Here is a 15,039-nt window from a genome sequence, read left to right as displayed (position 1 = left end):
CCGATAACCTATTTTATTCACCCGGTAACGGCCAGTTAGGGGTAGGAACACGCATCGCTTTCATTTCTTCTTCAAACTGTGCAACTTTTTCGGGATATTTATCCGCCAAATTAATGGATTCGGTCATATCTTCTCTGATGTTATACAACTCCAACGGAGCATCTTTCTTTACGGTCACGACTTTCCAGTCTCCGCGTCTTGCCGCACGCTGCTTTCCGGGAAATTCCCAATATAATAAACGGTTGTCCGTATCGAGCTGTTGCCCATAGAACAAAGGAAGGATATTGATTCCGTTGAGCTTCTGCGGCAATTTGTCCGTTGCGCCCGCCAAAGTAGCCAAAGTAGGCATCACATCCGGAAAGTAAATAATATTGTTCAATTTTTGTACCGGAACCTTACCTGGTTGATTCACAATAAAAGGTACGCGGATACCGCCTTCATACAGTTGGCCTTTCATGCCCTTAAGAGAGCCTTTACATCCTAATTCCGCCAATGGGGCCTGCTTGGCAGCACCATTATCCGAAGCAAAGATAACCATGGTGTTCTCGCGTAACCCTAACCGGTCGAGTTCTGCCAACAGACGCCCGATAGCCCGGTCCATATGGGTAATAAGCGAAGCATAACGTTTTGTATTCATATCCCAAGCCTCATCATCATACCAGCCAGTTTCATCGATGATATAAGGTTCGTGTGGAGCATCGTAGGCCAGATATAAAAAGAACGGGGTATTCTTATTGCGGTTAATGAATTTAATGGCATCTTCCGTTGAAAGGTCTGTATTATGCTTGATGTGCTTATCGCCTTCATTTTCCTCCACATTCTCCAGCTTCTCGTTGTTGAAACGCCAATAAGGGTAATAGTACGGGTCGTTGGAATAGGTGGTACTGATGAGCCAGCCGTAAAACTCGTCAAATCCCCGGTTTAAAGGAGTAGCCTCCGGATTAAAGCCGTCCAAATGCCACTTATTCACCAAGCAGGTTCTGTAACCGGCAGCTCCGAGTACAGTGGCAATTGTCGTATCATTCGGTTGAAGGTGCATACGCCGGATAGGTTTTGTTCCTTTCAATCCCTCAATGCCGCCAGCGGTACAAAAGTTATCGCGTATGGTAGTATTACCGGTATTCTTTCCCGTCATCAGGGAACAACGGGAAGGGGAACTTATGCCGGAACCGGCATAACATTGGGTAAAAGTGGTTCCCGTAGCTGCCAAGCGGTCTATATTGGGGGTTTCTATGTATTTGTTCCCATAACATGCCAAGTCGCAATACCCCATATCATCGGCTAAGATGAAAACGATATTAGGCTTACCTTCTTTTACCGTAGCAGCTTGTTGTGCTTGTGCTGCAAGTTGAGGTGCAACAAGCATACCGGCACTACATACACTTTCTAACAATATATTCTTTTTAAACATAATCTGTTTCAAATATAGAGAAAAAGGTGGTATACCCCCTAAAAAGCACCCACCTCTTTCATTAACCTAAAATTTAATTTTATTAATCATTACATGTAATTAAGTGATATATCAATTCTTATATCCTTCATTCTGTTCATAAAGACCGGGAGTCACATTCATCTGATTACGAGGAATCGGATAAAGATAACAACCGTCTTTCAAATTAGCCTTCAATTCAGGATAATTATAGCGGTCGAACTTTGCCTCTGTATCTGATTTCCAAGTACCGTAACGAACCTGGTCGAACCAGCGAATACCTTCACCCATTAACTCAATCTTACGTTCGAGTTTGATGTATTTCATCGCATCGTCCACGCTTACACCAGTTTCAGCTCTTGGATCGCAATTAGCTCTCTCACGTATTTTGTTGACAATCTTCATGGCATCTTCCGTCTTACCTTCGCTTGCCAACAATTCTGCATACATAAGCTGCATATCCTCAAGACGGATAATCGGGAGATTCACACCCCAGTCATCATAATTCTTCATACCTGTCTCATCATAAGTAGTATTCATCATCTGAAGTTTGGGTTTAGAAGGCAAAAATTTATAAAGCATGGCTTCCGTATATACATTACCTGAAGTACCATCTTCAAAAGTCATTATTTCCTGTTTGCTCTGATAGGCATTGATACTACCCTCTGCCGGAATAGATGCCAATATCCCAAAGTCATAACCGCGCCCATCTTTCTTACCGCTAGTAACATGAAGCTTGTCAAACTCGTGCATCAATGTTTTTTCTATAAATATCTTATTATTAGAGCATACCCATTTAGTCCATGTTTGTGGCAAATCCTTGACTGCAATCATATTGAATATCGCAGGATTTCCGGAACCGCCACTACGATATTGTATAGCAAATATAGAATACTTGTTATAATAGTCCTCAGACGGCATCCATTGCATCCTCCACTCTTCCAAATCCGGAGCCCAATAACCAGTAGCATGTGAATCATTGAGTACGCTTTCAAGCTGTGTCTTGGCGAGACCTTTCGCAGCTACATCATTATATGGATACCCCGCCAAAGTCATGTATACACGCGCCAACATCGCCTTTGCAGCCATTTTGTCTGCACGTCCTTGCTTTTCAATACCAGTTTTTCCCTTTGCATCTTTCATATCTTCCTTATACGGCAAATTCTCTGCATTCTTTAAATCGGGAATAACAATGTTATTAATTACATCTATTGCAGACGACTGCTTAACAGATTTTATTTCTGCAGGTGACATTGGCTTGTCCACAATAGGTATATTACCAAACAGACGAGCCAACTCAAAATAAGCCCAACCTCTCAAAAAATAAACTTCATTCAAAAATTGGCTTCTGATTTCTTCTGAATCAAAAGATGCGCTCGGAATTTTGGAGATAGCAATATTAGCATCATAGATAACTTTATACCAAGTGTTCCAAGTTGTATTGAACATCGTTGTATTCTCCGAAGCACGAAATGTTCCAATCTCGGAATATTCACGATAAGCATCAGGGTTAGGTTCTACCCATGCTCCATCGGAACGACACTCGGACATAAACCAATAAGAGCAGTTAGCTAACTGACGTAAATCGGCATAAACGCCCAAAACACCTTGCTCCGATTGTTCCTGAGTTTGATAAAATCCCTCTGAAGTAAGCCTATCCACAGGAGGAGTATCTAAAAAATCATCACAAGAAAGGACAGTGAGTGCCAATGCGCCCATCCAAAGTATATTTTTAAATTTAAACATAATTCTTAGCATTAAATTAGAAATTAACATTTATACCAAACGTAAACGTACGTGAATTAGGGTAACCACCATAGTCCAAACCTAAGGCTGTCGCACCACCAGGTCCAGAACCTATATTCGCAGCTTCCGGAGAATAGCCTCCATAATAATTATCCCATTTTGCCAAGTTTTCAATAGACATATATACACGTGCGTATGATATAAACTTGGGATTTATAGGCAGCTTATAACCGAAAGTCAGATTTTTAATACGCAGATAGTTGGAAGAATATAACCAACGGGAATCTATAGCAGAGGCAGTCGTAGTACTGAAAATAGAAGGTACTGTTCCATCACCCGGTTCGTTTTCAGACCACCATGCATTCCGCCAACGTCCCAATACATTAGATCTCGCCCCCATGTTAGGACGGTCAATAGCACGTCCCAAAAAACTATAGATTTTTCCTCCAGTTTGTGCTGTCAGTAAAATGGAAAGGTCGAAATTCTTATAAGAGAAGCGATTTGTCAAACCGAATACAAACTTTGGTGTCGGAGTGCCTAAATAATCCCTATCATTATCCTTATCAAACTTACCATCATTATTGACATCTCGGTAACGGACATCGCCCGGTTGTATATTCTGACCTTCGAAAGTCACAGGATTTCCACCGTGAGCAGCACTGTACGCATCTATTTCTGCTTGGCTCTTCCATACGCCGATAGCCTCATACATATAGTATGAATTAACAGGTTTGCCTACAATCAACACATTCGTTTCATTACCATTCCATCCTGAATAGACAGGCGTATCATCTGCACCTATCTTCTTTACTTCATTTTTATTATAAGACATATTGAATGAAGTATCCCATTTAAACTCACCTGTCAAGTTATGTGTGTTCAACTCAACTTCAAAACCTTGATTATGAATATCACCTAAGTTATCCCAAATAGTACTAAAACCGGAAGCTCCTTCTACTGGAACTTGATATAACAAATCTGTCGTATTCTTTGTATACCAATCCAATGACAACTGAATACGGTTATTTAAGAAACCAAAATCAACTGCAATGTCAGTACTATGCGTTTTTTCCCAACTCAAATCGGCATTAGCTAGACTGTTAGTATAATAGCCTGTAACACCTCCATAAATAGCAGATGTCAATGTAGCGTATGCAGCCGTGTTACTGATAGAGTTATTACCAGTTACACCGTAGCTAGCTCTAATCTTCAATGCATTCCACCATTTCTGATCCCAATTCTTGAAAAACTTTTCATTAGAAATCAACCAACCGCCAGATACAGCCGGAAATACCCCCCATTTATTATTAGCACCAAAAACAGAACCACCATCAAAACGTAAGCTACCGGATAGCATATAACGTTCATCATAGTTATATTGTAAACGTCCGAATGTAGAAAGCAGCTTACTAGGAGTTTGTTCGGTCACCGTATTAGCTTTAGCTTTCAATTTCGAACCATCAAATGTACCTGTAATGGCATCATTCGGAAAAGGTGCGCTGAAAGACTGTTCCGTTTTATACCCCAACGAAGACTGTTCAGATGAAAAACCAAGCATAGCGCTTACACCATGTTTGTCAAAAGTATGATCATAATTGGCTACTGCTTGCAACAACGTACTCCATATCCGACTTGTAGTATGGGCACCACCGGAATTTTGTCCTTCACCAGCAGACCACTTCGAACTCGCGCTCGAGAATGTATAAGTGTTTCCGTCTACATCAGAATAATTAGCAGCAGCTGATAACTCTACACGGAAATCCTGAAACGGAGTGATACGCAAAAACGCATTACCTACCATACGTAAAGTGCGATCTTGACGAATCATACTCTCCAATGTATAAATAGGACTTGAATTCGTATCCGCCCATCCATAACGAGCATTCGGTTGTACATTTGTCATATAACCAACACCTGGCTCCGACACGGGGGTAGAAGCCAACGCTTTATGAGTTTGTGCATCTTTACCATTAGCTTTACCCGAGCCATCGGATACGGTATAAGTAGGAGCCAAATTAATACCGACAGAAATGTATTTATTGATTTTAGATTCTACATTAGCACGGAAAGAAAAACGTTTGTATCCCGTACCTGTAGCCAATCCTTCTTGATTCAGGTAACCGCCAGAAAACAGATAGTTTACATTATCAGTAGCCCCAGAAACGCTCAGACCATAATCTTGCACCATAGCTGTACGATAAAATTCATCCTGCCAGTCTAATAGGCTAAGACCTTCAGTTGTTGCTGCATAGGTATGCGTATTTCTTATATCCTGGCTCATATAGTTGAACCAACGGTCATCCAAAATATACTCATACGCCTTATCAGTGCCAGCAGTTACACCAAGATTAGCAAGACGGGTAGCATTATCATCATGAATGCTTGCATTAGTTACTCCTGCTTTTTTTGCATCAGTCAGATATTTGGTATCGTTCCATCTTGTTCTAAACTCCATCCATTCTGTGGCACTCAACATATCAATTTTCTTTTCCAGCGTTTGGAAACCAACACTAGCATTAAACGAAACCTTTGGTTTTCCGGTTTTCCCTTTTTGAGTAGTAACAATAACGACACCGTTTGAACCGCGAGAGCCATAGATAGCAGCAGAAGCAGCATCCTTCAAAACCTCTATAGAAGCAATATCCGCAGGGTTTATACCACTCAAAGTAGTCATTGGTACACCATCTACTACATACAAAGGGTCGGAATTTGCATTAACTGAAGCAGCACCACGTACACGAATCTGCATATCAGCACCAGGTTCACCTGTAATGGAACGTACCGATACACCAGCAAGTTGTCCTTGCAAAGCCGTTTCAGGACGCGCTAAAGGTCGATCTTGAATACTTTTAGCATCCATCTTCGCCACAGCACCAGTCAAGGAGCTTTTTTTCACAGAGCCATAACCGATAACAACAACCTCATCAAGGACTTCCGTATCTTCCTCCAAAACTACTTTTATATTGCTTTGTCCTTTCAAAGCAACATCCTGCGCCTTATAACCCACAAAACTAACTTGCAGGATAGCATCATCTTGAACATTTTTCAATGTAAAATTACCATCAATGTCCGTGATGGTACCATTAGTAGTTCCTTTAACCAACACGCTCGCACCAATAACGCTTTCACCTGTTTTGTCTAATACAACACCTGTAATGGTCTTGTCTTGTGCAAGAATGTTTAAATGACAACTTATTAAAAGAAGCATTAATAAGCATAATTTTTTGTGTAAGATTCTCATAGACTATTAATATAAATTGGTTGATTAATTAATTCAAGATTAACAGTCCGACAAAACCGTTATCGGACACAGAAATCATGGTTGCAAAGTTAAATATAGATGTACTTAACAAAATACAACTACTGACATAAATACTTCCTTTTTTGATTTTCTCTTAAGCAAAAAGAAGGTTCTAAATAGTAAAATAGTGGAATATAAGTTTTTTTATAATCATTTTGATTCTCGACTATCCATTTTGGCTTAATCTATATCCCCACTTTCCACTTCCGTCTCCCTGCCGAAAGAGCGGTATTCCAACGGAGTAAACCCGGTACGTTTTTTAAACAGGGAAAAGAAATGCTCGGTGGATTTATAGTTGAGCATAAAGGAAATCTCCTTGACAGACTGGGAAGTGCCGACCAGCAGTTGCTTGGCTTTACGCAGCTTCAATTCCTGGAAATACTTAGCCGGCGCATAGCCGGTATAGTCCTTGAACACTTTCCGGAACCAGGAATAGCTGATGTTCAGTTTCATGGCCAGCTCCTCGGGGTCTACATCCTTGAATACGTTCTCGTTCATTATAATCTTGGCCTGCTCAATCTTCTGGTCGACATCGCCTATCTCAAAAATCTTATTCTTGGAAATGGACAGTATCATCCCCATGATGTGCAATACTATCCCTGCGAGGTATTGCTGGGAGGATATCTTATCCGCCTCCGCTATTTCCAGGGCACGGGAGAAAAGGGATACCAGCTCTTCGTTCAGCCCGACTTCGAGTACCTGGTTCTCTTTCGAGAGGAAACCGCCTTTCATCATATTATCGATAACGGGACCCTCAAAGCCGATGTAGTACTCGTTCCACCCCGTCTGACGGTAAGGATGATAGGTATGCCACTGCCCCGGAAACAGTACCATGAGGCGTCCTTTGCAGACTTGTTTCTCCGGGGTCGTCTCCGAGGAGAAAAGTCCTCTGCCTTTCGTTATGTAAACCAATTGATATTCACGTAAAACGCGTCCTTTCTGAGCATTGAAGAAATAACCCGAAGGATGGTCTTTCAGGGGATACGGGGAATCCGGCTGAATGGATTGAAAGCCTACGGTATTCACCCACAAACCATACTTCCGGTCCATGTCATTTACAATAAGATACTTAAATTCTACTCCTAAATCATTGTAGTTCTTTGTCATAATACGTGTCCTTCATGATGGGTTCGGGACAAAAATAGGAAATATTTATGAAAAAAGAAGTGGTAATGAAAGATTTAATAAAAATCCCGGCTGGAGGAATGTTTATCGCTCCAGCCGGGATTCGTATATCTGTAAAAGGATTATTACTTCTTGACTATGATTTTGTCGTACTGCTGTTCGGCTTTAATCTCCGTATATTTCGGTGCATCCGTCATTTCAATCAACGCGCGGAGTACGGGGCCTTCGCCCATCGGGTCGTTTTCCTGGGTGGGACGGTTATAATAGTATGCCGGAGAGGGCATAATGCCTGTGCCCACACAAATGGCGGTAACGTCTCCCTTGTCCGAAATCTTGGTCATCATGCCTTTCAAACCTTGTTCGGCGGCGTAGATGAAGTCCGGGTGCAGCCAACCGTGCTTAACGCCGCGTGCTATGCCGAATACGAACATAGCCGTACCTGTGATTTCTTCATAGGAATCTTCTTTGTCGAGCAACTGATGCCAGAGACCGTTCTTGCCCTGGTAACGGACTACGCCGCTGCATTGGCGCTGGAAGCATTCCAGTACTTCGGGGCGCATGGGGTGGTTTTCCGGCATAACCGTGAGCAGCTCGGCCGTAGCCATAAATACCCAACCGTTGGCGCGGCTCCAATGGGCAACGCCGTGTTCGTCCGTATCCGTGTGGTAGCAGTGATAGAGGACTTGCTTTTCCAGACACCACAGGTATTTATGGTATTTGACTATCTGGTTGGCAGCATCATTGACATAGTTCATGTCGCCGGTCATCTTCGCCATGCGGGCGAGGAAAGAGATAGCCATAAATGCGTCGTCGGCCCAGATTGTGTTTACATGAGGCCAGATACGGGCAATAGTGCCGTCTGCCAGGCGGGGCTCGCCATAGTTCAGGTGTTCGGCCGTTTCATTGATGTAGTTCAGGAATGCATCATTAGGATGCTTCATTTGCAGGTCAATCAAGCTGGCGCCCATAGGCCCGTTGTCGTCCAGGCGCTTCCCACGGAAAATCATATGCCAGCTCAGCTTGCGGACGCCGTACCAGCCTTCGTCTTTCATTGCCTGGTCGTACTGTTGCTTGAAAAAGTCCAGGTTGCCGTCGTTGAATACGAAGTTCATGTTCTTGAGAACGTAATCGTCGTATTTCTTGTTGCCGGTCTTGTCGGCCAGCTCCATTAAGGCAATATGGGTTACGCCATTGGTGTAATGCCAGTTATTGTACTTGCACGCAACCTTTACATTCATATCCAGGGGCAGGTTCTTGACGGACTTGTAGGTTTTGCCCGTCTTGGTATTCTTAAACTCGTAGGTGGTGGTTGCAAGAATACGGTCTGCTATTTTCACGGCGAGCTCGGAAGCAGAAAGCTTGGCCTCTGCCGCTGTCTTCATGGCTGTTTGCGAGAAAGCAGTGGTAGCTGTTAAAAACAGCATACACGAAATAATAGTTTTCTTCATGGTGTTTTCTTAAATTATAAATTAGAAAGCTTTACGGTATAAGGCCTCGATATCCTCGACGGAGGTAGGACGGGGATTGCCGCCCGTGCAGACGTCGTTGAAAGCATCGACCGCCAACCGGTGCAAATCGTCCTCCCTTACGCCGATTTCATGCAGCTTTTGAGGAATACCGATGCTTAACGAAAGGTTCCGGACTGCATCCACTGCCGCACGTATCCCTTCGGCCTGGGTCATACCGTCCGTATCTACTCCCATAGCCTTGGCTATATGGATATATTTGGGAGCTGCCGGAGACTCCGCATTGTACTCCATGACATAGGGCAGGAGCAACGCGTTGGCAACCCCGTGCGGGGTATCGTAATGGGCGCCCAGCGGATGCGCCATTGAATGAACGATGCCCAAGCCTACGTTGCTGAATCCCATTCCGGCGATATACTGTGCCTGCGACATCGCCTCGCGGGCGGCCACATCGTTGCCGTTATCGACGGCTGCCTTCAAATTGGCGGCAATCATTTCAATGGCTTTCAGCTCGAACATATCGGACATCGCCCACGCACCCGGCGTTATATAGCTTTCAATGGCATGCGTCAAGGCATCCATTCCCGTTGCGGCAGTCAGTCCCTTCGGCATGGAATACATCAGCTCCGGGTCTACAATCGCCACAGCCGGAATATCGTTGGGGTCTACGCATACCATTTTCTTCTTTGCTTCCTCGTCGATAATCACGTAATTAATGGTGACCTCGGCAGCCGTTCCGGCAGTTGTAGGCAGAGCGAATGTCGGGACTGCCTTATAGCGGGTAGCAGCTACGCCCTCCAATGACTTCACGTCTGCAAAATCAGGATTATTCACTACGATACCGATGCCTTTTGCCGTATCGATAGAAGAACCGCCACCCAGCGCTACGATAAAATCTGCCCCCGATGCCTTAAAAGCGGCTACGCCGTTCTGCACGTTAGCAATCGTGGGATTGGCCTTTACATCGCTGAAAAGCTCGTAAGGGATACCGTTCTTCTCGAAAACTTCGATTACCTTATCTGCGACCTTGAAACGAATCAAATCCTTGTCCGTTACAAAGAACGCCTTCTTAAAACCTCTGCGCATAGCTTCCACCGCAATCGTCTCGCGGCAGCCTGCTCCGAAATAAGAGGTTTCGTTCAATATCATTCTATACATAATTACTCTCCGCTTTTATTTTGGTAAATTGAAAGCCACACTCATCTCCTTCATCTGTTCCTGGCTCATGCCGTCCGGCTCGAAGCCCATATTCTTGGCAGCGATGTAAATCAATGCAGACTTATTCAGCACGTCTACCTGGTCGAAAGCCGACATGATGTCCACATCCACCGCAAAGACACCGTGTTTCTCCCACATGGCCACATCGTAATCGTTCAGCGCCTCAATAGTGGCATCCGCCAGCTTCACGGAGCTCGGCAGTTCATAAGGAATGATGCCCAAACCGCGCGGGCAGAAAGCCTTTGTTTCCGGAATCATGCTCCAGAGCAGGTTGGTAGCTACATCTTTTTCCAGGAACTTCTTACTATGGGTCATGGCAATCAGCTCGATAGGATGCGTGTGCAAAGATGCCCTGTAAGGAGAGCCTTTTTCGAGCAGATAATTATGAACCGCAAGGTGCGACGGCAATTCCGAAGTGGGCATTACCGGTTGGTCGGCTATGATTACATAGCTGGCGCAGTCGTCCAGAATGCGGATTATCGAGCCGTTCTCCATAGGCCGGCGTGCCAAGTCGCGCATACGCATCTGAGTGCCTTTACAATAAAAATAACAGCCTTTCAGATAAGGAAGGGTTTTGCCTATTTGCTTGACTTCGCTGATAGCCGGCAAAGCCTTGATTTCATCATCTATGTATTCCGTGATGTTTAAGGTGATATTACCGCCATTACGTTCTGCCCATCCTTTTTGCCAGAGATATCCGGCTACTTCGGCAGCCTGATTGACTTCATAAGCCAATTTCGGACGATTTTCAAGAATTGATTTCATGTGTTTATTTAATTACAGTTAATTTAGACAGTTATTTCTATGCCTGTGCCATAGCCACTACTATAATAGAGGCGATAAGGACGGCGAGCCCCAATACCAGTACGCCTATCGTACGGGAGCCGCATCCTTTCCACTCTTTCAGCAGAATTCCCCAGACATTGCTGAATGTAACATTCAGCGACATCAGTATGCTCCAGGAGAATGCAAGCAATACCGGGCTTCCGCCCAAGAAACTCTTGCCCATTTCCAAGCCGAAGAACTGTGAATACCACAAGCCTCCGGCAAGGGCGCAGAACAGTAGGTTATTCACGAATACATCACCCTTGACCGACAAATATTCCTTACCCGTCTTGTTCTTTATATTTTGCTGAATACAGTAAGCGGCATTCGTGCAGAAACCGCCCAGGGTTACTAAAAAGATAACAGGAAGCCCCGCATACAACGGAGCGACCCCACCGGCCAGCGCCGCCTCCTTGATAGGGGTTCCGGCATCCAGCCCGAGAGCGAAGCAGGCACTCATCACGCCTGCCAGCAAAGCCACCAGCAGTCCTTTTGTCAATGCAAAATCTTTCACTGCCGCCTTCTTCTCTTCCTCGCTCATATTCCTGGAACGCAAACTGCCGGCATAGCCGATAACGGCAATTCCCGCTAAAGTGATGCAGACACCGATAAGGAGCATCAGTCCATCGCCGTGCAGCAAGTCCTTTCCTGCAAATAAAGCCGGGAACAGCGTTCCGAAACCGGCACAAGTGCCCAAAGCAATGCTCTGCCCCAAAGCGACGCCCAAATAGCGCATGCTCAATCCGAAAGTAAGGCCGCCTACGCCCCAGAGGATACCGTAGACGATAGCCGGCAAAGCTCCGCCTGCTCCCCAGAGTTCTATCAGGTTACTGCCGGAGGGGATAGCGAGCAAGGCTCCCAACAGCGGAAAGACGAGCCAGGCAAAAACTCCCTGTACCAGCCAGAAGTTTTCCCAAGACCAGCCCTTCACTTTATTGATAGGCACGTACGAACTGCTCTGTCCGAAACTGCCTACGGCGATAATTAATAATCCTATTAGTGTATTCATGATAATCAATGGTTAATATTCCACAAGTAATGAAAGTAGCGGGGCAAAGATACGCTTTCCCCGCTAAATACTGTCATCGACCTTGGTAAACTCAGTTACGCTTCGATGTAACCTCAGCTTCGTATTTCTCTACTTCGGCAATGAACTCCTCGCCTACCGGAACATTGTTTTTCAGGCAGAACATATCCCAAACGGCATTCCAGGGCAACGCCTTCGCTTCTTCCAGCAGAGCAAGACGCTGGAAGCCCTGGCCGGCAGCTTCGTACTCGCGGAGTTTGGCCAACGGTTCCAGCAACGCACGCAGCATGCACTTCTGTGCGGCACGGGTTCCGATGACATAAGCGCCGATACGGTTGATAGAGGCGTCGAAATAGTCGAGACCGATGTGTACGCGGTCTAAAGCATCGCAACGGACGATTTCCTGGAAAAGTTCGAGAGTAGGGTCGTCCATAATAGTCACATGGTCGGAATCCCAACGTATCGGACGGCTTACATGGAGCATCAGCTCGGGAACGAACAGCAACATGGACGAAACCTTATCGGCAGCGCTTTCCGTGGGGTGGAAATGCCCAGTGTCGATTGTAATAAGTTTCTGGTGCTGTACGCTGTAACCTACGCAGAATTCATTGGAACCTACCGTGTAACTTTCCAGGCCGATACCGAATACTTTGGACTCCAGGCAATCTTTCATGTTCTTGTACTCCGTAGCGAAAATCCGGTCGAGAGAATCCTTGAACAGCTCACGGTATTTCATGCGGTTTACCGTAATGTCCTTGCTGCCGTCGTGTACCCAAAGGTTCATGATACAGGGGTCACCTTGCCGGCGTCCCATTTCCTCTGCAATGGCACGGCAACGCTTGGTATGCTCTACCCAAAAGTCGCGGATGCCCTTATCCGGGTTGGCTAAAGACAAGTTGCCGCTTTTCGGATGCGAGAAAGAAGTAGAGTTGAAATCCAGCTTCATTCCGTTCTCAGCCGCCCACTGCATCCAGCTTTCGAAGTGCTTCACCTCTACCTGGTCGCGGTCTACGAACGTACCGCCGAAATCACCGTATATTTCGTGCAGGTTCAAGCGATGCTTGCCGGGAATGTAAGAAGCGGCTTTCAAAATATCGCCGCGCAGCTCCTCCATATTGCGTGCCTTACCGGGATAATTACCGGTAGTCTGGATGCCGCCGGTCAGCGAGCCGCCCGACTCGAAGCCGATAACGTCGTCCGCCTGCCAGCAATGCATGGAGATTGCTACTTTCTGGAGTTGCTCCATTACCTTTTCTACATCCACCCCAAGAGCGGCATAACGTTCTTTGGCTACCTCATAGGCCTTTGTTATTAATTCTTCTTTCATGATACTGATTTATTTAAATATTAATTACTGAATATCGGTTGTTAATTATTCATCGTCGCCTGTTTGAAATGCAGATACGCGGCATCCCACACTTCCGCATCCTCCGGATAGAATGTCTGCAAAGGAATGGAACGGTTGATAAGCCTGCGCATGGAGGCGATATCTTCCGCCGCCCCGGCAGCCAATGCCTGAATCATGACATTACCGATTGCCGTAGCTTCGGAAGGCCCTGCCACCACCGGGATGCCGACGGCATTGGCCGTCCACTGGTTCAACAAGTCATTGCGGCTTCCGCCGCCTATTACATGAAGCGTCTCTACCGGACGGGGAGAAAGGGTGCGTAGATTATCCAACACCTGGCGGTAACGCAGAGCGAGGCTCTCGAAGATGCAGCGCACAACTTGCCCCCGCGTTTGCGGAACGGGCTGATGATGCTCCGCGCAATACGTCTTTATAGCCTGCTCCATATCCGCCGGATTGGCGAACAAAGCGTCGTCGGGATTAATCAGGCTGCGGAACGGCTCGCTGGCATTCGCTTCGGCTATCAGTTCCGGGTAGGATGTTTCGCCCCACGCAGCCCGGCAACGCTCCAGCAGCCACATTCCGCAAATATTCTTCAGCAGGCGGACAGTACCTTCCACGCCGCCCTCATTGGTAAAATTCAAAGACTCGGTTTCCTCCGTAATAACCGGAGCATCCGTCTCCACCCCCATTAAAGACCAGGTTCCGCTGCTCAGATAAGCGAAGTCGGGGCTCATTGCAGGAACCGAAGCCACGGCAGAGGCCGTATCGTGTCCGGCTACTGCGATTACAGGTATCCCACCCAGCCCGGTCATGCGTTGTACCTCTGCCGTCAATGTCCCTATCTTCTCGCCGGGATAAACGAAACGGCCGAAATTGGCCTCCGTCAGCCCCAGTTCGCCCAACAAGGCATTCTCCAGCTTACGGGTTTTCGCATTCACCAACTGCGCCGTGCTCGCAATGGTGTATTCCGTTACCATTGCACCGGTCAGCATATAGCTCAAAGCATCAGGAATGAAAAGTATCTTATCGGCGGCAGCCAATGCACTATCGGCATTGCGCCTCAATGTATCGAGTTGAAACAACGAATTGAAATTCATCACCTGGATACCCGTCCACTCATAGACCTGCTTACGGGCTACCTTCTTGAAGAAAGCCTCGGGCGCTCCGGCAGTATGGGGGTCGCGGTACGAATAAGGCTGGCGGAGAAATCCCCCGTCCTTTCCCACGCAGACGAAATCCACTCCCCATGTATCGATGCCGATAGACGTAATCTCGACATCCCCTCTCCGGGCAACGGTTTTCAGTCCCTCGATGATATGCCGGTAAAGCTCATAAATATCCCAGTAAAAATGTCCGCCGGTTTCTATCAGGTGATTCGGGAAACGATTCACATCCTCCATTTCCAGTCCTTCCGGAGTGAGAGTTCCCAAAATAGTACGGCCGCTGGTAGCACCCAAATCGACCGCAAAAAAACATTGCTTCATGGTAATCAGTTTTAGTCGCTATTTCATAATACAAAAGTAGGGGAATCATCCCCTACTCTCTGTACTT

10 protein-coding genes are annotated in these 15,039 nt (G+C 46.1%); all 10 read right to left on the bottom strand.

Going from position 1 to position 15,039, the window contains the following annotated elements:
* Positions 1-13: 13 nt before the first annotated feature.
* On the bottom strand, positions 14-1,411 hold the full coding sequence (locus C233_RS0107180; RefSeq protein WP_039747363.1) for a sulfatase-like hydrolase/transferase: 1,398 nt from the start codon (positions 1,409-1,411) through the stop codon (positions 14-16).
* Between the two features lie 111 nt (positions 1,412-1,522).
* Positions 1,523-3,175 carry a RagB/SusD family nutrient uptake outer membrane protein gene (locus C233_RS0107175; RefSeq protein WP_025068682.1) on the bottom strand — a complete coding sequence of 551 codons (1,653 nt, stop codon included), beginning with the start codon at positions 3,173-3,175 and terminating at the stop codon, positions 1,523-1,525.
* Positions 3,176-3,191: 16 nt separating this feature from the next.
* Positions 3,192-6,383 (bottom strand): SusC/RagA family TonB-linked outer membrane protein, encoded by a 3,192-nt coding sequence (locus tag C233_RS0107170; RefSeq protein WP_018666913.1) that lies wholly within the window; start codon positions 6,381-6,383, stop codon positions 3,192-3,194.
* A 273-nt stretch (positions 6,384-6,656) separates the two neighbouring features.
* Complete coding sequence (locus C233_RS0107165; RefSeq protein WP_018666912.1) at positions 6,657-7,583, bottom strand: AraC family transcriptional regulator; 927 nt, start codon at positions 7,581-7,583, stop codon at positions 6,657-6,659.
* A 143-nt stretch (positions 7,584-7,726) separates the two neighbouring features.
* On the bottom strand, positions 7,727-9,049 hold the full coding sequence (locus tag C233_RS0107160) for a glycoside hydrolase family 88/105 protein (protein WP_018666911.1): 1,323 nt from the start codon (positions 9,047-9,049) through the stop codon (positions 7,727-7,729).
* A gap of 21 nt (positions 9,050-9,070) precedes the next feature.
* On the bottom strand, positions 9,071-10,225 hold the full coding sequence (fucO, locus tag C233_RS0107155; protein ID WP_034777455.1) for a lactaldehyde reductase: 1,155 nt from the start codon (positions 10,223-10,225) through the stop codon (positions 9,071-9,073).
* Positions 10,226-10,240: 15 nt separating this feature from the next.
* Entirely contained in the window at positions 10,241-11,050 is an 810-nt protein-coding gene (gene rhaD, locus C233_RS0107150) for a rhamnulose-1-phosphate aldolase (RefSeq protein WP_026314772.1), read from the bottom strand.
* A gap of 37 nt (positions 11,051-11,087) precedes the next feature.
* On the bottom strand, positions 11,088-12,119 hold the full coding sequence (gene rhaT / locus C233_RS0107145) for an L-rhamnose/proton symporter RhaT (protein WP_025068684.1): 1,032 nt from the start codon (positions 12,117-12,119) through the stop codon (positions 11,088-11,090).
* 91 nt (positions 12,120-12,210) lie between these two features.
* Positions 12,211-13,464, bottom strand: a complete 1,254-nt coding sequence (locus C233_RS0107140) for an L-rhamnose isomerase (RefSeq protein ID WP_018666907.1) — start codon at positions 13,462-13,464, stop codon at positions 12,211-12,213.
* A gap of 41 nt (positions 13,465-13,505) precedes the next feature.
* Positions 13,506-14,972 (bottom strand): rhamnulokinase, encoded by a 1,467-nt coding sequence (rhaB, locus tag C233_RS0107135; RefSeq protein ID WP_018666906.1) that lies wholly within the window; start codon positions 14,970-14,972, stop codon positions 13,506-13,508.
* Between the last annotated feature and the right edge of the window lie 67 nt (positions 14,973-15,039).

The organism is Bacteroides gallinarum DSM 18171 = JCM 13658 (assembly GCF_000374365.1).
GTDB lineage: Bacteria > Bacteroidota > Bacteroidia > Bacteroidales > Bacteroidaceae > Bacteroides > Bacteroides gallinarum.
Note: the sequence above shows the minus strand (reverse complement) of the source record. Positions and strands in the feature narration are given on the sequence as shown.

Coding starts and splice junctions, on each gene's coding strand:
- C233_RS0107180 (WP_039747363.1), bottom strand. CDS start 1,411: ATGTTTAAAAAGAATATATTGTTAGAAAGTGTATGTAGTGCCGGTATG.
- C233_RS0107175 (WP_025068682.1), bottom strand. CDS start 3,175: ATGTTTAAATTTAAAAATATACTTTGGATGGGCGCATTGGCACTCACT.
- C233_RS0107170 (WP_018666913.1), bottom strand. CDS start 6,383: ATGCTTCTTTTAATAAGTTGTCATTTAAACATTCTTGCACAAGACAAG.
- C233_RS0107165 (WP_018666912.1), bottom strand. CDS start 7,583: ATGACAAAGAACTACAATGATTTAGGAGTAGAATTTAAGTATCTTATT.
- C233_RS0107160 (WP_018666911.1), bottom strand. CDS start 9,049: ATGAAGAAAACTATTATTTCGTGTATGCTGTTTTTAACAGCTACCACT.
- fucO (WP_034777455.1), bottom strand. CDS start 10,225: ATGTATAGAATGATATTGAACGAAACCTCTTATTTCGGAGCAGGCTGC.
- rhaD (WP_026314772.1), bottom strand. CDS start 11,050: ATGAAATCAATTCTTGAAAATCGTCCGAAATTGGCTTATGAAGTCAAT.
- rhaT (WP_025068684.1), bottom strand. CDS start 12,119: ATGAATACACTAATAGGATTATTAATTATCGCCGTAGGCAGTTTCGGA.
- C233_RS0107140 (WP_018666907.1), bottom strand. CDS start 13,464: ATGAAAGAAGAATTAATAACAAAGGCCTATGAGGTAGCCAAAGAACGT.
- rhaB (WP_018666906.1), bottom strand. CDS start 14,972: ATGAAGCAATGTTTTTTTGCGGTCGATTTGGGTGCTACCAGCGGCCGT.